Annotated in this window: 23 protein-coding genes; 4 read left to right on the top strand and 19 right to left on the bottom strand. The window is 58.6% G+C overall.

The window, feature by feature from the left end; all coding sequences use genetic code 11:
* Positions 1-11: 11 nt before the first annotated feature.
* Complete coding sequence (locus BBDE_RS04100) at positions 12-1,397, bottom strand: alpha/beta hydrolase (RefSeq protein ID WP_003840658.1); 1,386 nt, start codon at positions 1,395-1,397, stop codon at positions 12-14.
* A gap of 194 nt (positions 1,398-1,591) precedes the next feature.
* Between BBDE_RS04100 and BBDE_RS11405 the strand changes: the two genes are divergently transcribed.
* The 3 genes from BBDE_RS11405 to BBDE_RS04090 are packed head-to-tail and all read left to right on the top strand — an operon-like array spanning position 1,592 to position 3,339.
* Complete coding sequence (locus BBDE_RS11405; RefSeq protein ID WP_155115369.1) at positions 1,592-1,750, top strand: hypothetical protein; 159 nt, start codon at positions 1,592-1,594, stop codon at positions 1,748-1,750.
* Positions 1,751-1,810: 60 nt separating this feature from the next.
* Positions 1,811-2,554, top strand: coding sequence for an ABC transporter ATP-binding protein (locus tag BBDE_RS04095; protein ID WP_003840663.1), 744 nt, complete (start codon positions 1,811-1,813; stop codon positions 2,552-2,554).
* Positions 2,551-3,339 (top strand): ABC transporter permease, encoded by a 789-nt coding sequence (locus tag BBDE_RS04090; RefSeq protein ID WP_003840666.1) that lies wholly within the window; start codon positions 2,551-2,553, stop codon positions 3,337-3,339. The genes BBDE_RS04095 and BBDE_RS04090 overlap by 4 nt, the downstream gene beginning before the upstream one ends.
* A gap of 120 nt (positions 3,340-3,459) precedes the next feature.
* Here the strand turns inward: BBDE_RS04090 and BBDE_RS04085 are convergent, their stop codons facing one another.
* The 10 genes from BBDE_RS04085 to BBDE_RS04040 form a co-directional block, all read right to left on the bottom strand.
* Positions 3,460-5,574, bottom strand: coding sequence for a DEAD/DEAH box helicase (locus BBDE_RS04085; RefSeq protein WP_003840668.1), 2,115 nt, complete (start codon positions 5,572-5,574; stop codon positions 3,460-3,462).
* Between the two features lie 70 nt (positions 5,575-5,644).
* A complete protein-coding gene (locus tag BBDE_RS04080; RefSeq protein ID WP_003840670.1) occupies positions 5,645-6,355 on the bottom strand; it encodes an SDR family oxidoreductase in 711 nt (236 codons plus the stop codon).
* Between the two features lie 147 nt (positions 6,356-6,502).
* Positions 6,503-7,792 (bottom strand): uracil-xanthine permease family protein, encoded by a 1,290-nt coding sequence (locus BBDE_RS04075; RefSeq protein WP_003840672.1) that lies wholly within the window; start codon positions 7,790-7,792, stop codon positions 6,503-6,505.
* A 125-nt stretch (positions 7,793-7,917) separates the two neighbouring features.
* Positions 7,918-8,730, bottom strand: a complete 813-nt coding sequence (locus tag BBDE_RS04070) for a histidine phosphatase family protein (protein ID WP_003840675.1) — start codon at positions 8,728-8,730, stop codon at positions 7,918-7,920.
* A gap of 131 nt (positions 8,731-8,861) precedes the next feature.
* Positions 8,862-9,608, bottom strand: a complete 747-nt coding sequence (locus BBDE_RS04065) for a helix-turn-helix domain-containing protein (RefSeq protein ID WP_003840679.1) — start codon at positions 9,606-9,608, stop codon at positions 8,862-8,864.
* A gap of 196 nt (positions 9,609-9,804) precedes the next feature.
* On the bottom strand, positions 9,805-10,641 hold the full coding sequence (locus BBDE_RS04060) for a sulfite exporter TauE/SafE family protein (protein ID WP_003840680.1): 837 nt from the start codon (positions 10,639-10,641) through the stop codon (positions 9,805-9,807).
* Positions 10,642-10,815: 174 nt separating this feature from the next.
* A complete protein-coding gene (locus BBDE_RS04055) occupies positions 10,816-11,391 on the bottom strand; it encodes an ECF transporter S component (RefSeq protein WP_003840682.1) in 576 nt (191 codons plus the stop codon).
* Positions 11,392-11,463: 72 nt separating this feature from the next.
* Positions 11,464-12,042 (bottom strand): uridine kinase family protein, encoded by a 579-nt coding sequence (locus tag BBDE_RS04050; RefSeq protein WP_012902054.1) that lies wholly within the window; start codon positions 12,040-12,042, stop codon positions 11,464-11,466.
* A gap of 64 nt (positions 12,043-12,106) precedes the next feature.
* Complete coding sequence (locus BBDE_RS04045) at positions 12,107-13,024, bottom strand: DUF362 domain-containing protein (RefSeq protein WP_003840686.1); 918 nt, start codon at positions 13,022-13,024, stop codon at positions 12,107-12,109.
* A 108-nt stretch (positions 13,025-13,132) separates the two neighbouring features.
* Positions 13,133-14,074, bottom strand: a complete 942-nt coding sequence (locus BBDE_RS04040; RefSeq protein ID WP_187116108.1) for a LysR family transcriptional regulator — start codon at positions 14,072-14,074, stop codon at positions 13,133-13,135.
* Between the two features lie 148 nt (positions 14,075-14,222).
* Here BBDE_RS04040 and BBDE_RS04035 point away from each other — a divergent pair, with 148 nt between their 5' ends.
* Entirely contained in the window at positions 14,223-15,548 is a 1,326-nt protein-coding gene (locus BBDE_RS04035; protein ID WP_003840690.1) for a Na+/H+ antiporter NhaC family protein, read from the top strand.
* On the opposite strand, the gene BBDE_RS04030 is transcribed toward BBDE_RS04035, so the two are convergent.
* The 8 genes from BBDE_RS04030 to BBDE_RS03995 form a co-directional block, all read right to left on the bottom strand.
* Positions 15,493-16,557 (bottom strand): YeiH family protein, encoded by a 1,065-nt coding sequence (locus BBDE_RS04030; RefSeq protein ID WP_003840692.1) that lies wholly within the window; start codon positions 16,555-16,557, stop codon positions 15,493-15,495. The genes BBDE_RS04035 and BBDE_RS04030 overlap by 56 nt on opposite strands.
* A gap of 33 nt (positions 16,558-16,590) precedes the next feature.
* The gene (locus BBDE_RS04025; protein WP_003840695.1) at positions 16,591-17,541 is read right to left on the bottom strand and encodes a DMT family transporter; all 951 of its coding nucleotides are present in this window, start codon (positions 17,539-17,541) and stop codon (positions 16,591-16,593) included.
* 80 nt (positions 17,542-17,621) lie between these two features.
* On the bottom strand, positions 17,622-18,404 hold the full coding sequence (locus BBDE_RS04020) for a hypothetical protein (RefSeq protein WP_003840698.1): 783 nt from the start codon (positions 18,402-18,404) through the stop codon (positions 17,622-17,624).
* A gap of 226 nt (positions 18,405-18,630) precedes the next feature.
* Positions 18,631-19,737: a DUF1648 domain-containing protein gene (locus BBDE_RS04015; RefSeq protein ID WP_003840700.1), complete on the bottom strand. Its 1,107-nt coding sequence runs from the start codon at positions 19,735-19,737 to the stop codon at positions 18,631-18,633.
* Positions 19,734-20,186, bottom strand: a complete 453-nt coding sequence (locus BBDE_RS04010) for a GntR family transcriptional regulator (RefSeq protein WP_003840701.1) — start codon at positions 20,184-20,186, stop codon at positions 19,734-19,736. The genes BBDE_RS04015 and BBDE_RS04010 overlap by 4 nt, the downstream gene beginning before the upstream one ends.
* A gap of 326 nt (positions 20,187-20,512) precedes the next feature.
* On the bottom strand, positions 20,513-21,610 hold the full coding sequence (gene ychF, locus BBDE_RS04005) for a redox-regulated ATPase YchF (RefSeq protein ID WP_003840703.1): 1,098 nt from the start codon (positions 21,608-21,610) through the stop codon (positions 20,513-20,515).
* A 17-nt stretch (positions 21,611-21,627) separates the two neighbouring features.
* Positions 21,628-22,428 carry a pyrroline-5-carboxylate reductase gene (proC, locus tag BBDE_RS04000; protein WP_003842373.1) on the bottom strand — a complete coding sequence of 267 codons (801 nt, stop codon included), beginning with the start codon at positions 22,426-22,428 and terminating at the stop codon, positions 21,628-21,630.
* 16 nt (positions 22,429-22,444) lie between these two features.
* Positions 22,445-23,782 carry an alpha/beta fold hydrolase gene (locus tag BBDE_RS03995; RefSeq protein WP_003840706.1) on the bottom strand — a complete coding sequence of 446 codons (1,338 nt, stop codon included), beginning with the start codon at positions 23,780-23,782 and terminating at the stop codon, positions 22,445-22,447.
* Positions 23,783-23,888: the final 106 nt, after the last annotated feature.

The following is a 23,888-nucleotide window of genomic DNA, read 5'->3' as shown; positions in this document are numbered from 1 at the left end:
GAGTCGGTTCTTCAGGAAATCTTGATACGGCGAAGATTCGTATAGTCGGAAAGCTTCGGTTTCACGCTGCTCATGCCGGTGTCATACCCGAATACGGCAAGCCCGTACCGCAACGTGTCCTGCACCGCATGCCAGTCATGCGCGTTGCCAAGCGATTCCACGGCGGTGACGTGCATGCCCGCCTTACGGGCCACGGGCGCTATCTCTTCGATGTTGCGCAACGATTCGACGTCCTTCTCCCCCGTGCCCATGATGAGCGTCTGATCGGAGGGAGCATGATTGCGAATGGCGTTGATCGGGATCTGGCGCTCATACGCTTCGCGGTCGCCATCGAAGAAACGGTCGATCATCTCCTGCTCGCTGCCGTTGCTCGGTCCGATTTCGCTGCCGGTGGGGATGATGGTGCCGAACAGATTCGGATAGTTGGGTCCGATCTGCATGGAGCAGGTGGCTCCTTGGGAGAATCCTGCGATGGCCCAATCCTTGGCATCCTGCGCAGCGGGCAGATTGTCTTTCACCCAATCGACCACGTCCTGCGTCAGATAGGTCAACGCGTTGCCGTATACCTGCGAATCCACGCACAGGGTGTTATGCGAATCCGCACCAAGCTGGTCGGCGGCGATGACGATGGGCGCAAGACCCTGATGATGCTGGGCATAGTCATCCATCATGGTCTGAATGCCACCTGCGTTGAATACACGATTCGGGCATCCGGGCTGCCCGCTCAGCATCAGGATGACCGGCAGGGCCGGCTTGGCTTTGGTTGGGACCAATGCCGCAGGAGGCAGGTAAACAAGCGCCTTGCGTGCCTTGAAACCGGATGTGGTCGCCGGAATATCCACTTTGTCGACCGCACCATGGGATGGTACGTTGCGGATGGTATGGTCAGCGACGCCTTGCCTCCACTGCGCGATGGTGATGAGGTCCCTGCGGTCGGCCATGCCGGTCAGATCGGCTTCATGATAGGAGTCCACACCGAACAACGAACCTAACGTGGCATATTCGCCATATGCCTGATCGATGCCGAGAGCGGAGGCGAGCAACGCGAATATCACGAGGATCACGGCCAATGCACGACTTGCACGCCTCCGCATAGCCATATGCGTGACGGCGAATCCCACGGTCGCGCAACCGGCGCTCGTCCACACGAACACGTGCGGGCCAAGTTCCACGCCGAATACCATGAACACATCCGAAAGCAGCCAGGTGATCACGAACCCCACGGCACCGGCAACCGCTGCAACCACCAGCGGCATCAGTACCGGCTTGAGGCCCGCCTTACGTATGGTCGCAATGGCACCGATCAGCAGAATCACTATCAGCGCTGCCGTAATCGCAAACAACGTCGCCGGCAGCCATCCCTGCAACAAACTCACGTTCATCAGCCACTGCCGCATTCGCAATTCCTCTCACTACACCATCGCCCAAACCGTCGTCTCACGGCTTTCCGTCATATTGCTTCCATGGTGTAGTTGTAGTACATATTCGTGGGGCGCGAGTCATCCGTAAGATTGATTTTCACCGATGACCGGGGGAAAATCCTGATCATTCATTACCCCCACCATCATGAAGATCTTTCTTTGGAAAACCAATGATTGCAACGCATACGCCAATCGGACGTATCATCGTCGGTCCATGGGACGGCGGCCGATCCATGGGGGTTTCGTCCGAAATCGATTCCACGCTCAGCGAACCCTCGGATGACGGATGGACCTGCGGATTTCATGCCATGCATGTCTCCATACCCTGACGGATGGCAGGAAACGCTGTGCATGGCTCACCGACTTGGCAATCGCGGTATGGTTCCCTTATGCAACATATGTTTTCGGCATCGAATGTGTCCTGTGAGATTGTGGTAGACGGCAAGCGACGCACGATTTTCAAGGATGTCTCGTTGGCGATCGCACCAGGTGAGATAGTGGATCTGGTCGGCCCGTCCGGTTCGGGCAAAAGCAGTCTGCTGATGGCGTTTGCCAGACTCAATCCGCGGGCGCACGGCGACTTTGTGTTGCAAGGACATCCCGCTTCGGCTTTTACGCCGCAGCAATGGCGTGCACGGATCGCATATCTGCCGCAGAAGCCGGTGTTGTTGGGAGATTGCGTGGCCGATGCGATTCGTCTGCCGTATACGCTGGCGATCCGGCAGTCCGCTACGCAGGCCAATGGTCGTAAGGCCAAGCCGGTTGAGCTGCTGTCGGATGTGAGCATCCGTGAAACGTTGGATGCCATCGGCTGCGCCGACATTGATCTTGGCCGCGCACCGCATGATCTGTCAGGAGGTCAGGCGGCCCGCGTGAGTCTTGCGCGTACGTTGCTGACCGACCCCAAAGTACTGCTTGCCGACGAGGTGGACGCCGGTCTTGATGATGAGAATGCCGACAAGGTGGCGGCGATTCTGGAACGAGCCGCATTGAACGGCATGGCCGTCATCCGTATCCGGCATCGTCCGCCCGATGGTCGTGCGACGCGCATCATGCGGCTTGCCGACGGCATACTGACGCAGATCGAGAACGAATCGCGAGTCGAAATTTCCAATGGAGGTGGAATCGCATGAACGGCGGTTACTATTCCATCGATATCTGGGGCTTGGTCACGGCTTTGATCATGGTGGCCATCGCCGCAGGCATCTCCGAAATCATGCGCATGGGCGTCGGCAGAACGTTGCTGTGGTCGGCCTGCCGTGCACTGTTGCAACTATGCGCGATGGGCTTCATCATGGAGTTCGTCATCGCCTCGAACAATCCATGGCTGGTCTTGCTGCTCGTATCGTTCATGCTGATCGCCGCCGTGCAGATCACGCTGTCACGTGCCAAAGGCGTGCCGAAAGGCTTGGCATGCCCGGTATTCCTGAGTTTGGTGATCACCATGCTCATCATGATTTCGTTGGTCACCGAACTGATCGTTCGCCCTCGGCCATGGTATGCGCCGCAACTCGTAGTACCGCTGACCGGCATGCTGTTGGGCAATACCGTTTCCGCCCTGGCCGTAGGGCTGAGCCGCTTTTTCGAAAGCATGAGGGAGCGCCGAGACGAGGTGGACACATTGCTTGCGCTTGGGGCCACGGCTTGGGAGGCGGCACGTCCGTCAATCGTCTCTTCGATTCGCTTGGGACTGCTGCCGACCACTGCTTCGCTGGCGTCCAGCGGCATCGTAACGGTGCCTGGCATGATGGCCGGACAGATCATCGCCGGAGGCAATCCGATCGACGCGGCGAAATACCAGTTCATGATTCTCGCCGCCATCGCCGCGCTCACCCTGCTGGCCGACAGCATCATCATGCTTATGGTGTATAGGCGCTGCTTCACCGCCGAGGACCAGTATCAGCCGATTGCCGGCTGAAGGGCCATTGCGATCCGGCGATCATTCGGAAAGGAGTCGCCCGATATACGAAGTGGTCGTTCATCATCCCCCGTAAGGGGACGATGAACGACCACTCGACAGTCACCTGATCACTGATGCTCAGCGCGCACGGAACGGCGCCTTGCGAATCTTCGCATGCTTGCGGAACGGCTTGCCGGCATGCTTGTCGTGACGTTCACCGCGTTTGGCCTCCATACGACGATCATGGCGTTTCGCGTCTCCGGAACGCTCGTCCTGAATCACGCGAATCTCCTTGCGGTGGATGCGCTTTCCGCCACCTTGTTGCCCGTCATGGTATCCATCGCGATCGGCACGCCCGTAGCGGCCGCCTTGACGGTCGTCTGCGAAACGGCGCTGCTCTCGCGCGTCGGCTTTGCGCTGCTTCTTGGAAGGAGCGCCCTGCCGCTTATCAAACTGCTTACGGGACTGCTTGGCCTTTTTGCCGGAAGACCCGCGACGGCCGAATTCCTGCGGTTCGTCCGCCTCGGTGCGCTGCTGCTCATGGAGACGGGCGTACTTTTCGCGACGCTTGTCGTTGCGCTTCCTTTCATGTTCGTCGCGACGGGTTTCCTGGACTTCAGGATTTTCCCAACGTTCCTCACGGGCGATGGCCTCTCGGTTGTCTCGCCCTCTGAACTTTTCGGCACGACGTTCGGCGCGATTCCTCGCCGGCTTGAAACGCTCCTCGTAGGTATCGGAGTGCCTCTCGGAACGTTCATTGCGATCGCCGCGCTCGGATTTGAAGGGTTTGCCGCCCTTGTCTTTACCGCGATCCTTGTTGCGCCCGCCGGAACGGTTCGAACGCCCGAAACGATCACCGCGCTCGGCATTATCCCTGCCGCTCCTCTTGCGACGAGGATTGCCCGTCGGCTGGGACTGTTCGAGCGTCCAGCCGAATACCGGTTCGGCCACTTCCCCTACGAGCTCAAGCACTTCCGGGGAATCATGCGTCACTTCGATCGGCTTGATCTTAAGCCCCGCCTCATGTAGCAGGCGACGGGTCCTACGGCGCTGGTTCGGCAATACGATGGTGACCACGTCACCGGATTTGCCGGCTCGTGCGGTACGACCGGAACGGTGCAGGAAGGACTTCGAATCCTCCGGCGGTTCGACCTGTACCACGAGTTCCACGCCACTCACGTCAATGCCTCGTGCGGCCACGTCGGTGGCGACCATCACGTTCACATCGCCGGATTCGAAGGCGGCAAGATTGCGGTCACGCTGGTTCTGGCTCAGGTTGCCATGCAGTTCGGCTGCGGGAATGCCCCGCTTCGTCAGGTCCTTGGCCAGTTTCTGCGTCTGGAATTTGGTACGGGTGAACAGGATGCGACGGCCCGAGCCGGAAGCGAGCGTACGTACCAGCTCGGCACGTTCGGCCTGCGTGGTCTCGAACACATGGTGGGTCATCTCATCGACGGCCGCGGTGGCGGAATCGACGCTATGCACCTTCGGATCGGACAGGAACGTGTTCACGACCTCATCCACACCATGGTCGAGCGTGGCGGAGAACAGCATGATCTGCGCATCGAACGACACTTGGGCGAGCAGTCGTTTGACCGGGGGCAGGAAGCCCATGTCGGCCATCTCATCCGCCTCATCGATTACGGCGACCTGCACGTTCTCCAAGGTCAGGGCATGCTGCTGGATCAGGTCTTCGAGTCGACCCGGGCAGGCTACCACGATATCGGCGCCGGCCTGCAGGTCGCGAATCTGGCGGGCATACCGCACGCCACCGTAAATCGTGGTGGTGCTCATGCCATAGATCTGCGCCAACGGCGTCAGCACGTCATTGATCTGATTGGCAAGCTCGCGGGTGGGGGCGAGTACCAAGCCGCGTGGTCTCGGCACGAAATCCTCGGAACGACGTTCCTCGGCATGGCCTTGCTGCACGCGTTTGACCTCATGACGGAACTGGCTCATGTTCTCGTATTCGTCGGCATCCACCTCCCCAAGGCGGGCGACCATCGGAATGGAGAACGCCAGGGTCTTGCCGGAGCCGGTACGGCCACGGCCAAGCACATCGCGACCGGCCAGGGAATCCGGCAGAGTATCCGCCTGGATCGGGAACGCGGTCTTCTTGTCATCCGCCGCAAGCACGCGTACGAGCGGGCCAGGAACGCCCAACTCGGCGAAGGTCAGCGGACGCTCCTCTTCCTCGCTATATTCGGACACATTGTCCGCGAGGGCATCTTCTTCAAAAACGGTATCGGGCACAGTGGCCTTTCATGTCAAACTTTTGCGCACGTTGCGCAAACCTGTTAACAATAGCCCATGCCCGATACTTTCAGCGGTAGTTACGTTCGATGAGAATGTCGGAAACGGTCAGATTGGCGTCATTGACCAGATTGAACAGGATGATCTCCGCCAATTCGGCCGGGCTCATAAAGGTGTGCTGCTTGTCCTCGGACACATAGTCATGGCTGTCACGGTAGAAGTCGGTGTCGATGCCGCCCGGATACACGCCGACTATTTTCACGCTGGAACCCTTATAGGCCGCCTTGAGACTGTTCGTGTAACCTTTCTCGCCCCACTTGGTAGCGCAATACACGGATTCGTTGGCGTTGCCACGGGTCGCGGCGGTGCTCATGACGTTGGCGATTTTGAGATCGTGCTCATCGTCGGCCTTCAATGTTTCGACGCTCCACAGGATCATGCCCTTAAGCCCTTTGAGACACTTGTCGACGTCGGCACCCTCATATGCGGTCGGTACTTTGAACGATGGCTGCCCGGCATTGTTGATCAGCAGGTCGATATGGCCGATTTGCCTGATGGCCGCGATGGAATTCTTCACGAAGGATTCGTCGGAAACGTCACCCACGAAGGCACGGTATTCGTCTTTGCCGAAGGATTGAGACAACTCCGCCTGACGTTGCGCGTTGAAGTCGATACCGGCCACGAACCAGCCCCTGTCAATCAGCTGACGGGCCAGCTCATAGCCAAGGCCCAGTGCGGAACCGGTGACGATGGCGATTTTCTTACCTGCTGTGGTACTCATGATGACTCCCCTACTGGTGTTGTCTGCGTTGCCCGACGCTCATCATCATAGGTCTTCAACCGCACTTGAGGTCAAAACGATTGACATACATACGTATATATGCGTCGACGCTCCCCTCGCCTGAGGGGAGCGTCGACCATTCATCTTCTAGAGGATATCCGGATCATCCTTGGCGATGGTGCCGGTGGCCTTGCCTATGGCCTTGAGGCCGTGGTAGGCGACGAGAATCACGATCGTGCCGATGGCGATGCCGTTGAACGAAATGCCGTTGACCGCGAACGCGAACTGGCCGATGGCGATGATCATCGTGATGGCGGCGACCATGATGTTGATCGGCTTGTCGAAGTTGACCTTGTTCTCGACCCAGATGCGGATGCCGATCATGCCGATCATGCCGTACAGCAGGGTGGTCACGCCGCCGAGTACGCCTGCGGGAATGGTGTTGATGACGGCTCCGAACTTCGGACACAGGCTCAGAATGAGCGCGAAAGCGGCGGCGCACCAGTAGGCCGCGGTGGAGTACACCTTGGTGGCGGCCATCACACCGATGTTCTCGCCATAGGTGGTGGTGCCGGAGCCTCCGCCGAAGCCGGCGATGGTGGTGCCCAGACCGTCGGCGAACAGGGCGGTGCCGATCTGGTCGTCATAGTCACGGCCGGTCATCTGCGAGACGGACTTCACATGGCCGACGTTCTCGGCGACGAGCACGAGCACCACAGGCACGAACATCGGCAGGATGGAGAAGTCGACCTGCGGCAGGTGGAAGTTCGGCAGGCCGACCCACGAGGCCTCGCCGATGGCGGAGAAGTCGACCTGACCGCGGATGCAGGCGTATATGTAGCCGATGATCACGCCGATCAGAATGTTGAGTCGCCCAAGCAAGCCCTTGAACAGCACGGCGACCAGCAACACGGCGAGCAGGGTCACCACCGCGGTGTCGGGAGCCTTCTGGAAGTTGCTCCACACGCTCGGAGCCAGATTGAAACCGATGATGGCCACGATGGCGCCGTTGACGACCGGCGGCATGATGATATCGATCCACCTGGCGCCGGCGAAGTGCACGAGCACACCGACCAGGGCCAGCAACAGACCGGTGATCATGATGCCGAAGGATGCGACGGCGATGCCCTTGTTCGCGGTGGTCACCGCGGTGATCGGAGCGATGAAGCCGAAGGACGAGCCCAGATAGCTTGGCAGTACGTTCTTGTTGATCAGCAGGAACAGCGCGGTTGACATCGCCGTGAAGAACAGCGTGGTCGACGGATCGAAACCGGTCAGAATCGGCACCAGGAAGGTGGCTCCGAACATGGCGATCACGTGCTGTGCACCGATTTCCGCGGTACGAGGCCAGGTCAGGCGCTCATCGGGCTCGACCACTTCGCCTGGGCGCAGCGTCTTGCCGTCACCGTGGATCTTCCACGTGAACAAGTTGGACATACTATGTCTCCTTAACTCTCTCGCGCGGCGGAATAACGGAAAACGTGCCGCACGTCACACGCCATTGTAATGGCTCCGAACGCACGGCACGTTTCAGCAAATGAACGCTTCGGCATCAAACGGTGTCACAGGTGGCGGTCAACGGCATGCACCACATCCACCAAATCGCCGTTGGACAATACCGGACGCCTGAACTCACGCCATTCGTCGACCTTCACCACCCAACGGCCTCCGACCTCATCGAACACCGGCCGCGCGGTCTGCTCCCAACGGAAGCGCTTGTAGGTGCGTCCGGTCGCCGGATCACGACGGGAATAATGGAAGCAGGTGCAGTTCGTGATCCTCCATTCGTCGGATGCCGCACGATGCATGAACTCCTCGTCGGACAGGTCTTCCAACGTAAGCATCAACGCCAGCATCAGATCGCCATGGCTGACCATCACCACGGATTCAGCATCCGACTTGCGATTCAGGGACGTGAGCAGATTATGCACACGGTTCTCGGCCACATCGGCGATGGATTCGCCCGCCGGCGGCCTCCAGTACAGCGGATCGGTGTTCTTGAACATCCAATTGCGTGCGTAGTTGCTCTTGAAATCGTCTTTGGTGATGGTGTTGATCTCACCCCATGAACGTTCGCGCAGCACGCGCGTCTCTTCCCATTTCGCCTTCGGCAGCGCCATGGTCGCCGCGGTCTCACGGGTGCGCACATACGGAGAGACCAGATAACGGTCGAACAGCTGCTGCTGCGCCACCAACCATCGGCCGATGCAGTCGGCCTGTTTGCGGCCGATCGCGGTGAGTCTCCACGAGCGGTCCGGCACGGTCACGTTATCCTGAGTGAACAGCGAATCGTCGCCCTGCTCACCGGCGCTGATGATGACGTTTGCCTCGGATTCACCGTGGCGAATCACGTACAGATCAAGAGGCATTCCCATATTCGATTATTCCTTTACTTACCTTCATCCGTCGTCATTGAACCATCTCTACCGTAGCGGATTACGGGAAGAATCCTCCGCATTGTTGGCCATTCGCGAAGAAATTTCGCCCTGCGGCCACCGGACGTTCACTATTCCGGCCAAATGCCGTTCTGCGCATACTTGTTGCGGTATTCTCCCGGTGTCATCCCGCTGTGCTTCTTGAATACCTTCGTGAAGTGGCTTTGCGACCGATATGCGAGAATCTGCGCGATCTCATTGAAGCTGTATTCCGAATACTTGAGCATGTTCTCGGCCGCTTCCATGCGCTTGTCGGTGATGTACTGCGACAGCGACGTTCCCGTCTCCCGCACGAACAGTTCCGATAGGTATGTAGGGTTCAGATGCACATGTTCGGCGAGGATGGACACGGTGATCTTCTCATGCAGGTGGTAGTGGATGTAGTCCATGCATTCGTTCACCGCCTTGGAATGCGTCTCGGCTTTCTGCATATCCGCCATCGCCCATGTGAAGAACGTCATCATGTCGGTGTGCAACCGGCGCACATCGTCGGGGGTCTTGCAATTGTCAAGATCTTGGATGTACAGGTCGGAGGCGTTGTAGGCATCCTCCTCATCCATACCGCCTTCGATGGCGAACCGTGTGGCGAGCGTGATGGTGGTGACGAACCGGTATTTCGCATTCTTGAGCGGATCATCCGACAGGTAGCCGTACAGTCCCGAGTCCCACAGTCTGGTGCTTTCGGAGATGGCGCTGATGTCACCCGAACGCATCAGGTCGTACTGTTTCATCTCTTCCACGTACCGGTGATGACGTACCCTGTCCTCGCGCGAGAGGAAGTCCAGATACCGCAGTTTCGCCTCGTCAACAACCGCCATGCCGCTTCCAATCATCCAAATCGAATCCACCTTCAAGCATAAAGGTTTTCAGCATGTTCGCGGCAAGCATGTTCGCAGCCATTCCCAATTCGGCGGCGTTGTCATTCAATACCTGAGCCTTTTGGCGAAGTTTGCGTTCATGTAAATCGGCGGCAATCCATGGACAAGGCCTTTTTGTCCCGATGAGGCATCGAGTCTAAATGTAGGTGCTCCAGCCGAGCTTGACAGCCAGGATGACGCCGGTCAGGACGGCGGCGGCGCGCATGATGTTCTCCGGAATATGGCGGGTGACCGGTGGCGCGATGGCGCTGCCGATGATGCAGCCGAGGCACATCATGATGGCGAACGGCCAATAGACCGAGCCACGCACGATGAACATGATGGCGGCGGAGATGTTCGCACCGAAACCCACCACGGTCTTCAACGCATTGATCTGATGGAACGGGCCGATCTTGCCCAAATCAAGTACGGCTAGGGCCAGCGTGCCGGCGGCCGCGCCGAAATAGCCGGAATAGACGCCGACGAAACTCACGCCCAGCCATAGCCACCACGGATCATGCAGCTTGCCGCCACTCGCCTTGCCTGCGATCAGTGCGGCACGTTCGCCTTGCTGTGATTCGGGCAACGCTTGCGCTACGGCGTCTCGCGCGGCCGCCTTCTTGCGTGGGTTCAATGCGATGATCATCGAGCTGAACAGAATCAGTGGAGGTACCGCGAATTCAAAGACCTCGGCGGGCAGCTCCAGCAGCAACAGGCCGCCAATAATGCCGCCGACCAGACCGATCAACGCATAGACGATCACACGGGTGCGCTGTCCGTTGAGCTCCTTGCGCGCCGCCAGCAGACCGCCGATGCCGGTGCCGACCACGCCGACGGTGTTGGTCGTGTTCGATAGCACGGGCGGAATGCCGAACGCAAGCAGTGCCGGGTAGGAGATCAGCGAGGACGCGCCGACCGCATAGCCGACGAATCCGGCTCCGATGCCGGCGACCAGAACAAGCAACAACGTGATGACGGACACTCCGGCAATCATGGCACTCCCTATATTTCGCTAGATGTGCGGCCTCATGGATGACGAGAGCCAAGTCTAGTGACTTGGCTCGTAAAGGTCATACGTTGTTCAGAACGTGGCGCAATCCTCCCTCCGCCTCACCCGGAAGCGCCCTTTGCCAAAGGGGGCAAGATGAATGCGGAGAAAGGATTGCGGCTAACGCCTGATAAGAGACTCGCTCCAGTAGGCCGCAAGCGGAATAAGCGCCCACTGCAGGGCCAGACCCGGCAGACCCGCGGCAAGGTCGCTGGTCCACGTGGCGGCGATGGAATCGCTTGATCCGAAGGCGAACACGGCGATTGCGGTGGCGACCGTCAGTACCACTCGTCCGGCCAACTGGGCAAGTACGACCTTCACCAGGCTCGGCAACTTCACGGAACGCAGCAGGCCCGCAATCAGACCGTATGCACACAATTCGATCATCATCAGCGGCAGCATGGCCAGCATCGGCATGCCGGACAGCAGGAAGCTGACCAGCGGAGCCGCCGCACCGGCGATGGCTCCGACGGCCGGGCCGGCGATCAGACCGACGAAGATGATGGGCAGATGCATCGGCAGGAACGCGACGCCAAGCATGGTCCCCTGACCGGAAACGGCACCGATGACGTGGAACAGCTGCGGCAGGGCGACCGCAGCCACGATGGCGAGCACGGTGGCAGCGGCCTTGACGGTCAGGCTCAGACGCGGCAAATCGGCGCGACGCAATGCGATGGATGTGGATGAAGTGGACATTGGTTCTCCTTTGCTCTCCTTTCGCCCCGTAGGGCGCTCTCCCTCGCCGGAGGGAGGATTGGAAGGATGGTTCTAGAGGGCGGTGTCGACGAGAAGATCGGCACTTCCTTGGGTATTGGTGGATTCGAAATAACGATTTTCGAGTGGGATCCACTCATCGATGAATCGTTGCAGCATGCGAGGATTACGCGCCTCGAGACGGCGAAGCCGTTCACTCGGGTCGACGATGAGACACATCGTCAGATCGTAGTAGCCGCGCAATGCAGGATGCATGCTGTAGCTTCCCTCAACGACGGTCAGTGCGGCCGGTTCGACACTGCGTGACGTCGCAAAATCGCCGGTATGGCAATCCCACGGCCGGTACCGTACCGCCTTTCCCGCCGCCAATGGCTTCAGCACTTCGGCTTCGAACCGCTCACGGTCGACATTGCCGCCAGGCTCTGCGAAACGTTCAGGCGTACGTTGTTCGGGTCGCAGGAAGAAGTCGTCCATGTGCAGCACATTGCCGCCGAAACGCTCATGCAGGCTAGCGGCGAACACGGTTTTGCCGGATGCGCATGGACCGTCAATGGCGACGAACGCGCACCAGCCTTCGGCCAGCAACCGTTCCACACGATCAATCGCGGATTTCATGCTTTCGACGGATTCCATCGATGAGCCTCCCTTCATACGGTTCGCGGCACTACAGGCACCGCGATCGCATCATTCGAACGGGCTACTCGAGTACGGTCAGACGGTAGGCGCGCGAGCCGATGCCCAGCTCCTCGGCATACTCAAGCGTGTGCTCGCCATGCCGCGTGGCGATGCGTTCGGTCACCGAAGCGCCATCCGGAGCCACGTGAATCAGATCGACGCACGCCTGATCAAGCGCCACCGGGTCGAGTGAAGACAGCACGCCGATATCATGCATATCCGGCTCGGACGGCGTTGCGAAACAATCGCAATCCACGGACAGACGGTTCATTACGTTCAGGTACATCATATTGCCGTGCATATGGCTGATCACGGCCTCGTCGGCTTCGGCCATGGACTCGAGAAAATCATCCTGCGGCGTGTCGATCCAGCGGTCCTTGACCTTGCCGGCGGAGTGTATCCAACGTTTGCCATTCGAAGAGGCGATGCCGATGGACACATTCTTCAGCGCGCCGCCGAAACCGCCCATCGGGTGCCCTTTGAAATGCGAAAGCACGAAGAAGGAATCGTAATCGTCAACGTGCATACCGACGATGTCGTACGGGATATGCTTGTATTTCGCGACCGGAATCTCGATTTCACCGCCCATATCCATGATCTGGATCGGGGCGATGTCGCCGTAGCCACGCTCCTTGAACACATTGAGGCTTTTTTCCGGGGTTTCGCGGTTGCCGTCGTATGCGGTGGCGCATTCCACCAGCGTGCCACCGATCTCCTGTACGAGATCCTTGACGAGCGACGGATTGAGATTGTTGGATTTCTCGGATTCACCCGAATGGATCTTGATGGCCACCTTGCCTTCCGGCGTTGCGCCCAACGCATGGTAGACGGCGATCAGGCTGTCCGGCGCAATGATTGGCGTGAAGAAGACCTCAGGGGCCTGAGGGTCGTCGGTGCGGTGTTCCAGTCGTTCCAGTCGGGTGATGTCGATTTCGGTCATAATCGTCCTCGATTCTTCATATTGTCGCTCTCAGCCTAGCAACCTCAAGTCAACTTGAAGCAAATCACGTCCTGTGTCGTCTCGGGCAAGCTCGGCGGGCGAACAATCTCAAGATGCCAATATCTCACGGGCCACCTGTATGAAGTCAGTGATGGCGCTCCATTGATAGCTTTGCCTGCGCACACCGAAGCTGATGGCATAGCGCGCATCCTCACCGATCGGCAGCACACGCAAAGACCTGCGCGCTTCGTCATCAAGCATCTCATCAAGGAACTGGCGGATCGTCAGGCTTGCGCCCACACCGAGCTGCGTCAATGCGAGCGCGGTCTGCAGATTGCCGGAACGGGCCTTGACCTGAGGTCTGAACCCTGCACGCCGGAATAACTCGGCTGCGATATGGCCATCGATATCGTCAGGTTGACCGAGTATGAACGGACAATCCTTCAGTGGCAGGCAATCCCCTTGCGCAATGCGTCGTTCCGCCTCGTCGGAGCCGACGCCGCAGGCGGAACCGCCGGCGACGGCACTCATCCACAGCCGGTTGGAAACGATCAATACCATTTCTTCGTTGTAGAAGTCGACCAATTCCACACCGACCGGCGCACGATCGAAATGTGCTATGGCGATGTCGACCTCACCGTCGACCAAATGTCTTGCATGTTGCTCATTGGCTCCCTCAATCATGTCGACCATGATGCCGGGCCTTTTGCGCTGGTAGGCGGCGATGATGCGCGGCATGATGGTGCGCTCCCTGGTATGTGCGACGGCAACACGCAGGATACCGGTTTCATCGTGTGCGATATCGTCGAACTCCTGCATCATCATCGTGTGATCATGCTGGAAATCAGTGGCATATCTCAGAAACGTCTCCCCCGCATAGGTCAGTTCCAGCGGAACGTGGCGGACGAAGAGGTCGCAACCGACCTCCCGTTCGAGGCTCGCGATATGCGCGCTCAGCGTCTGTTGCGTGATGCCAAGTCGTTTCGCGGCCTTGGTAAAGCTGCGTTCCTTGGCGACCATGATGAAGTAGTCCATACTCAGGAAGTTCATACACAGTATTTTACCTGTGACCCGAATCATATTATTTCGTAATAAGCCTGTTAATCTTGCAAAGGTTTCGTTCAAACCAATGCGCCGGATGGGCTTCAGACACCCGATTCCGGCGCAACGCCAGCCATAGGCCGGGAAAAGGAGATTCATGGCCGAGATCGTCACCATGGCGCTGTTTTGCACGGCGCTTGTCGCATGTATCGCAGCCGGTATTTCCATAGTCCCGGCATTGGCTGTCGGCGTACTCGTCTTTCTCATTCATGGACGTCTGACCGGGCACGCTTGGAAGCCCATGCTTCGCAAGGGCTTCACCACCATGAAGGCGGCGAGCATCGTGGTGGTCACGTTCGTGCTGATAGGACTGTTGACCACGTTATGGCGCGCGGCCGGTACCGTGCCGTTCATCGTGGCGAACACGACGACTCTGATACGCCCGCATGTGGTGATCCTGCTGGCATTCCTGCTCAATTGCCTGATGTCGCTTTTGACCGGCTCATCATTCGCCTCGGCCGCGACCATGGGCGTGATCACCATGACGCTCGGAACATCCATGCAGGTCTCGCCGCTGTTCTTAGGCGGTGCAATTCTTTCCGGCGTGTATTTCGGCGATCGTTGCTCTCCTGTCTCCACCAGTGCGCAACTGGTCAAGACACTGACGCATACGAACATTTTCGACAATATTCGGCTCATGCTGCGTACAGCCGCGGTGCCGTTCGCGCTGACCTGCGTCGTCTACGCGGCGCTGGCGTTGTGTACGCATCCTTCCGTCGGCTCGATGGACGTGGCCGGCCTGTTCGCCGAGGCGTTCAACCTGCATTGGGTGACCGTGTTGCCGGCCGTGGTACTGATCGTTCTAGCGGTCGCACGCGTGGACGTGCGTCTCACGATGGGTGCCAGCATCTGCACGGCCTTGCCGATATGCCTATTCGTACAGCATATGGACTGGCTTTCCGTAGGCCGGGCGTTGATGCTCGGCTACCATTGTCCGAATGCACAGGTGGCGCCGCTGATCGACGGCGGCGGCGTCATCTCCATGATCAAGGTGATGTTGATCGTCTGCATTTCGTCATCATATTCCGGCATTTTTCAAGAAACAGGCCTGCTGGGCGGCGCACATCGCATGATCCGACGCATTGCGAACCGCGTCGGAGGATTCTGCGCCACGCTCATCACATCCATCGTGACGAGTTGTGTGGCATGCAATCAAACGTTGTCGATCATGCTCACCGACCAGCTATGCCGTGAAGTCGAGCCGGACGAGCAGCGGCATGCAATCAATCTGGAAGACACCGCCGTAGTGGTGGCGCCGCTCATCCCCTGGTCGATTGCCGGCGCCGTGCCACTTGCCTCGGTCGGAGCCCCGACCGCCAGTCTGTCATTCGCATGCTTCCTATATCTGCTGCCGCTCTATCGTTGCATTAGAAGAAAACGAACGCCACACCGGCCGCAAAGCACATCAGCAGAATCGAAGTGAGGAAACTGGCGAGGAACGCTTTCCGTCCCTTTTTGGCGATGGCCTTGAAGTTCACGTTGATGCCGAGCGCGGCCATGGCCATGCCGAGCACGATATAGGCGAAATCCACCAGCTGCGGAGTGATCGTGGCGATGAACGGCACGAAAGTGCCGATGACAGAGGCACCGATGAAGCCAAGCATGAACCACGGGAACGAAACCTTGCGTTTGCCGTCGGCCGGCATTTCGGAATGGTTCCTGTCCCACCAGACGGCGATGATGATGGCCGCGAACACCAGCATAAGCACGCGAGAAAGCTTCATGATGGTGGCGATGTCAACCGCACCGAATGCGTCACCCGCGGCGACGGCGTGCGCGATTTCGTGCAGGGATGCGCCGGCGGTGATGCCCAGCTGCGTCTTGGTAAGACCGGTCAACGGGCCGAGTGCGATTTCCAGCAATGCGAAAATGGTGCCCATGATGGCGATGATGGCCACGGCCATCACCTCATTGTTCGCCTTGTCGTCCTCCTGCTCCGGCGGCACCTTGATGGAGCCGGACAGACCCATGACGGCCGCAGCGCCGCAGATGCCGGTGCCGCCCGCCACAAGAATCGCCAGCTGCGGATCGACGCCCAGCCTGCGGGCGATGCCATAGCATACGACGATGGTAAGCGCCACCACTGCAGCGGCGATCGGCAGACATTTGATACCTTGCGTGAACAGCACGGTCAGGTTGAGCTTGAAGCCAAGCAGAATGATGCCCAACCGTAGCAGCTTGTTGGAGATCACTCCGGCGGCATCCTTCACACCGGCCTTATGTTCGGCGGATCGGCCTACATACCATTGACGAATCGGAAACTGCACGATCATGCCGATCAGCAGCGCGATAATCAGCGCACCGAACAGGCTGAATCCCGGGAACTGCTTCAACCATGAGGCGATGAGCGACGCAAGCAGCGTCACAATACCGATGAAGACCATTTCTTTGGTGGCGATACGCTTCCACCACTTCTCGCAAAACTCTTTCACGAGATTCCAAGTCTTCCGGTGTCCACGGACAAACTATCGCCGTCGAGCCGGCAACTGAACTTCCGAGAGCAGAATGGCACCGAAAATCAGCGCGAAACCGCATACCGACGGAACGGTGAGACGCTCGCCGGCAAAGAGCACGGAAACGAGCATGGCGAAAATGCACTCGGTGCTCAGAATCACGGAAGCTTCGGAAGTGGGCAGATTCTGTATGGCGATCGTCTGGAACACCTGGGCGATCACCGTGGAGCCGACCACCAGATACCCGATGCACAGTATGATATCCCAACGCGCCCACGCCACGGACGGAGCACCTTCGAACAGCACGGCACCGCCGCCGAACAGCATGGTGCACCAGACGAATTCCATCAGCATCAATGCGATCGCATCGAAACCCCTGCCCATGAATCCGACCAGCACCAAGTTCAGGGCGAAGAAGAACGCGCCGATGATGGTCATGGTGTCACCGAAACTCATGTGCATGAGTTCGTCCCCGCCACCGCCGCTGAGCGACACGAGACCGATGCCGAACGCGCATACGAACGCGGCGACCAGATGCTGCCAGTTGGGACGTCTCCGAGTAAATGCCCAGACGATGAACGGCACCATTACGCAATACGTGTCGGTGAAGAAGCTGTTGCGCCCAGGTGACGTGGTTTCCAAGCCTTTGAGCTGGAACAGAAAACCCATCCAGTAGGTCAGGGCAAGCACCAGTCCGGGCATGACGTAACGGCGCAGACGGATTCTGCGCAACCGTGGAAAGAACACCATGGCCATGAGCAATGTGGCGGCACCCATGCGGAAGAACATCAGCCATTGCGTCGGCATATTATCCTGCGCATGCTTAAGCATGGTGTAGCCAGTACCCCACACAATGGCATTGACCAACATCATCACACGGGCGACCGGTTTGGATACGACAATGCCTTCCTGCTGTGGTTGCGCAACCTGCACGCTTTCTACGCCGTGGCTCACTTCGCTCATGGCGACCTACGCTTTCTCCCTCTCCGTCGTATATTCCACGTGCCACTGTATGCCCCTGCTGAAAAGCGACACGCGGACCGTTACTCGGCCTTGGAAGCTTGGCCGTCAACCCAGTTGTCGGCCATGGTGATGGCCTCGTCCAGGGTGACCTTGGCCGCCTTGTAGTACTTGGAATCCTTGACGCCGCCGTCATCGACGAGTTTCTGTCCGGCATCCACGGCCTTCGATAGGGCGTTGAGAAGTTTCCTGCCCGTCAATGTCGTATTGGAATCGTCAGACAACCGTTTGAGCAACCTCTGGGCCTTGTCGATGGATTCCTGCAGCTGCGTCTTGGCTTTACCCAGGGTCTTATCATCGGTTGCATTGCCGCTGTCGCCGGAGTTCGCTGAGGAATCGCCGCCTGAACTCGTATCGTCGGAGGCGTCACCTGAACCGTTCGACATGGAGGATCGGTTCTTGGATTGGATCTTCGCAAGACTGTCCTTCAACGACTCCGTGGCGCTGTTCAGCGTTTTTGACACCAGGTTGAGCTGCGTGATGGTTGCACTGGCGGAACATCCCTCGGTATCGACGGTACCTTCCGCACTGGTGGCCGCATCAGCAAACGCATCAAGGATGTCGTTGACTCCGAGCACGCTACGGACGAGCTTCTGCAGTTCGCCGCCGTTGTCGGAAGTGTCGAGAATCGCCTTGCGTGCGGAACTGAATTCGGCCACGGACTGACGGCATTCCGCCAACACCTCCCGCTGTTTGGCGTGATAGGCGTACGCTCCGACCGTACCCGCCGCGCCCAGCACCGCGATGATGGCCACGACAGCAAGCCAACGCGAACCCGAATGCCTCTCTTTCGCTTCATTCATCATGCATTCACCCCGAAGTCCCACGTTCGTTTCATAGCCGTTTGCCACCCTTATTGTAAGGCCCGATTCGAAACCAACCGTTCGAATCGGGCCCTATTGCTCTCAGCACAGTATGAGTACGGTGCAAAGCACCATCGCGTCACATCACCTTTCGGACACGGCGAATTTGAATTCGTTCATGTCGGCTTATGACATATCAGGCCATTCCAGTAGGACATCCATCGTTGATTCAACCTGAGATAATGGGCAATGCGACGCCGACGATGAGCAACAGCGCCAACGCCGCGCATATCAGCCAGACCAAGGGATGCGCCATGTTGAAAGTGTATCCGACCCCCATGCGCTTGGGCACCACGATGGCCGGATTTTCAGGCGAATAGTAGAACATGCCCAGCACCCATTCGTCGTCATCGTCATCGGCCATGTTGTTTCCGTCGTCGTTCTCGCCATCCAATCGCCATGTCCGAGAACCGCACTGACCGAAGACTACGGCAAGAACCAACTCCGCAACAATGATCGCCAATGCGATCAGCATCATCACCGAGCCCCATGCGCGAATATCCCACCAGTTCGCATACATGGGAATCAGTCCGACGAATCCGAGATTCGCCGTCAAGCCGACAATCAACACGTAGACGCTCCATGCGCGGGAGAAGCGTCCATATGCATAGCCGGAAATGGAAGGACGCTCCGGGTCGATTTGCCGCGGCGAATGGATGATCATTGCATGAACGGCGGTCATCGTCGCAACCATGATGAGCTGTATCAGTAGGGGCATGCCAAGCACCACCCACAACGATTTATCCAGCCAATCATCGATCTGACCTGCAGCGTTCATGTGTATGGGCAGACGGTCGGGCATGCTGTCATACAGCATGAACGCGGAGGCGGTCATGATGCTGACCGGCACGAGGTGCAGCAATTCCCATTGCAGCCCCAGCGGCTCCGGACCGGCATTTTCGGCAAGGAACGCGGCGCGTTCGAGCGTGGAGGCCTTCCAGCCACGTTCATGTTTGATTCGCATGGTGCGCTTGCGATACTTCACAATCAGCGCGAATGAGGCCACGATCAACAGCAACGACATTGTCGTCACCGCAATGGTTCCGCCGAGGGCTCCCCACAACACCAGGCAGGCGACGCTTGCGGCTACCGCCATCGCGCTTACCGATCCGGCACAAACGGTATATCCGATTTTCGCACGTCTGATCCCAGGGTCGTGTTGCGCCGAAACCGGTACGCTCACCCCGAAGCACACCGTGCGACGCACCACCCAAGGAGCGAGAGCCACACTGACGCCTTCCAACGCAACTATTGCGACCATCATCCAATTTGTCATTGGAGCCCCTCCTCCGCTTCTTGATTGTCGGCATGATCCCCGGACCGGTCGATGGTTTCGTCCTGAAAAACGGCGGAAGCATTATGCTTCACATCGGCCATGAATTCGTCCAGCGAGCCGCCATGGGCCTTGTATTCGACGGCGATGCGGTAGATATCGTCGCGCATGCGGCGCATTTCACGATCATGCTGCTGCGACAGGGAACCGACGTCGCGGGGCGCAACCATGGCGCCGGACCCTCGACGCATCACGATATGGCCTTCGTCTCTCAGCATGGCATAAGCCTTGTTCACCGTATGGAGATTGATGCCAAGATCTTTCGCCAGCCGACGCACCGAAGGCAGCATATCGCCCGGTTCAAGCTCGCCACGTGCCAGGCCGGCAATGATCTGCCGACGCAGTTGCTCATATAGAGGAAGGGCATCGGCCTTATCCACGGTGATAATCACATCCGTCCCTCTTTCCCATATTATTCTAGTTGATATAGAACAATATAACATTGTGATGACCGATCGTCAACAACGTAGCCATCCTCACGCCATGCATTCACGCCCCTACGAACACTTCCGACAATCAGGCGGCGCATGAGCAAGAAGAAAATCGTCACGGCAATCGTCGCACCCTTCTAAGGGCACACTAAAAGCACACTAACGTTGGCAACAGCCGCCCGAAACGTGGCGGAAACCGCCATTCCGCGCGCATTCAAAAACGGCGCGGTTCCAACGGTCCCGAGGTCTAAAACCGTTGCAATCACGCCGTTTCCGAAGCACTGGAATCAGTGCTTGCTAACGTTGAACTTGAATTCCACGATATCGCCGTCCTGCATCACGTAGTCGCGGCCTTCCTGTCGCAGCTTGCCTTCCTCCTTGATCTTCGTCATGGAGCCTTCGGCAGCCACGAAATCGTCATAGGAAACGATATCGGCCTTAATGAAGCCTTTTTCGAAATCGGTGTGAATCACGCCGGCGGCCTGCGGTGCAGTGTAGCCTTTGTGAATCTGCCAGGCGCGCACTTCCTTTTCTCCTGCGGTCAGGAAAGTAGACAGGCCGAGAGTGTCATAGCCCACGCGTGCCAGCTGGTCGAGACCGGACTCCTCCAACCCCGCATCGGAGAGCATCTCACGGGCGTCTTCCTCGTCCAGCTCGGTCAAATCGGCTTCGAACTGCGCATTGAGGAAGATGGCCGGAGCCGGGGCCACGGAGGCGGCGAGCTTGTCCTGCAATTCCCTGTTCTGCAGTTCGGAATCGTCCACGTTGAACACATAGATGAACGGCTTGGCACTCATCAGGTGCAGATCGTAGACGGAGTCCTTGTCGAAGCGACCCTCGCGAGCGGCCTTGTCGATGGTCTCACCGGATTCGAGAATGGCCTTGGCCTCCTTGACGGCCGCCATATAGGCCGGGTCGATCTTCTTGCCTCGCAGATCCTTCTCGAGTTTCGGCAATGCGTTTTCGATGGTCTGCAAATCGGCGAGGATCAATTCGGTGTTGATGGTGTCGATGTCATCGGCTGGGTCGACCTTGCCGTTGACGTGCACGATGTCATCATCCTCGAAAGCACGCACGACCTCACAGATCGCATCGGCCTCACGAATGTTGGCAAGGAACTTGTTGCCCAACCCTTCGCCTTCGGAGGCACCCTTGACGATGCCTGCGATATCGACGAAGGTGACGGTGGCCGGCACGATCTTCTCGGTGTGCACGAGCTTGGCCAGGATCGGCAGACGATCGTCCGGCAACGGCACGATGCCGGTGTTCGGCTCGATGGTGGCGAACGGATAGTTCTCGGCCAGCACGTTGTTGCGGGTCAGTGCATTGAACATGGTGGACTTGCCGACATTCGGCAGTCCGACGATTCCGATAGTAAGAGACATGGTTCCCTAGCTTAGCTCTAGGCTTCGATGGCGTCGACGGCCTTGATGACCGCCCCTCTGAAGGCGCTTTCCTCGAGGGACGCCACACCCTTGATGGTGGTGCCGCCCGGCGAGCAAACGGCATCCTTCATGGCCCCCGGATGGGTTTCACTGGCCAGGTAAAGCGCACCGACGCCTTCGACCATCTTGGCGGCCAACCGGTATGCGGTGGCGCGCTGCAGGCCATATTTCACACCGGCGTCACCGAGCGCTTCGATGTACATGTCGGTGAAAGCCGGAGCGCAGCCGGCAATGCACATGGCGATGCCCATATGCGCGCTGTCGACGCGCTCGATCAGACTGATCGGCGCGAATAGCCGTTCGAAGGTCTCGGTCTGCGCTTCGGTGAGCGTATTGGCGATTTCGGTGACGAGCACGCCCTTGCCGACGGCCATCGGCGTATTCGGAATGGTGCATTGGACGTGCGCATCGACGAAGTCGGTTCCGAACAGTTCACGGAATTTGTTCAGATCCCAGCCGGCCGCAATGGACACGACGATCTTGCCCGGTTCGGCCAGCTCCTTCGCTATCGGCCCGATGACGCTTTCGATTTGGTACGGTTTGATTGCGATGACGATCACGTCGGCGGCTTCGGCCACTTCCGCTGCGGTGTGCAACGGCCGCGCACCCAGCTTGGCAGTAGTCCTTTCGAGCTTGTCATAATGTGCGGCGCAGGCCACGATGTCACCGCCGTTCACCACGCCGGCGTCGACCATGCCCGAAGCGATGGCTTGGGCCATATTGCCGTATCCGATGAATCCGATGGTTGGATTGGTCATTGCTTCTTTCCTTCGTCTAGAACAGTTCCTGCAGGTCACCGCGGTTCAGGGCCTCGTTGAAGATGTGCGCGAACACCACGGAGCCATGCACACCGTCATGTTCGAATTCATTAGTAGTCCAGTAATGTGAACGGGCCACGCGAGACAACGTGTCCAGCTGCAGTCCGGAATCGACGTACATATCGTCATAGTAGACGGCGGCCTGCAGCGGCACCTCGTTACGGGCCAGCTGGTCGGCATCATAGATCATCCCGAAATGCGTGTCCCCCATGAGCACGTCCATGGCCGGCTTGAACGGTCGAAGCGCATTCTCCCGTTCGAACATCCACGGAAACATGCATTCGCCGGTGAAGTTCAACGGACGCACATCCGTGTTGAATTCCGGATGCTCGTCACGTACGCGCTGCGCCGCCCATCGAATCGGCTCATCGAGCTCGCCGTTGGCATAGATGAACTCCTGCAACGGCCAATACAGAGGGCGGGATGACGTGGCGTTCATGACGCCATGCAGAAATTCATCCGACACTTCGGATCCGGCGGATACGGAACCGTCACCGTCCAGGAATGCCTGATCAAGCATCCAATGCACACGCTCGAAACTGGGCTTCATGCCGAAGTCGGCACCAAGGCATTGCAGACGTTCTACGGTCAGCGGATCGCCATTAGGCAAAACGACCTCCCGTGAATCCAGAATGTCGGCGAGCGCGGCAACGCGTTCCACATCCACTGGGTAACGCTCGTAGAACCGCTTCGTCTTCGATGCCATACGTGGGAAGGTGTGGCGGTACACGTCGGTGGCATCGGCGGGTACGTGCGGAATGCCACCGGTGGTAAAGCTGGCGATCACACCCTTCGGGAACAGCGACAGGTAGGTCAACGTCAGGAATCCGCCATAGCTCTGCCCCAGCGTGGCCCAACGTGCGCCGCCGAATTCGGTACGGCGCAGGTGTTCGAAATCACGAATGATCGAATCGGCGAGGAAATGCTTCAGGAATGCGGCTCCCGCTTCGCCATCCATGGTCTTCATGATGTGCGTATCGATGCGGGATGAGCGCCCGGTGCCGCGTTGGTCGGGCAGCACCACCCGGAAATGCCTGATGGCTTCCTCGATCCAGCCGTCGGACTGCGGGTTGAGCGGACGTGGCCCGCACCCGCCGGGGCCGCCTTGCAGGAAAATCAGCAACGGAAGCTCATCATGTACATGTTCGGGAGCGGTGACGACGCGGTAGAACAGGCTGATTGACGGGCCATCGAAACCGTGGCCGGGTTCATGACCCGACCAGTCCAACGGCACTTTGATCGAATGGTCCTCAACATGCAATCCGGGCACGTAATACTCGGTCAGCAGCGTCATCGTGCATCCACCTTTCCTGATATCCCTTCTGCAGCGAACAGAACGGCGGGCGCATCGTCGACAAGGACGGCATGTGGGTTCGATTGCATTCATTTCCTCCCGTCGA

The sequence above is a fragment of the Bifidobacterium dentium JCM 1195 = DSM 20436 genome, from assembly GCF_001042595.1.
Classification (GTDB): Bacteria; Actinomycetota; Actinomycetes; order Actinomycetales; family Bifidobacteriaceae; genus Bifidobacterium; species Bifidobacterium dentium.
This window is presented reverse-complemented; position numbering and strand designations above follow the sequence as displayed.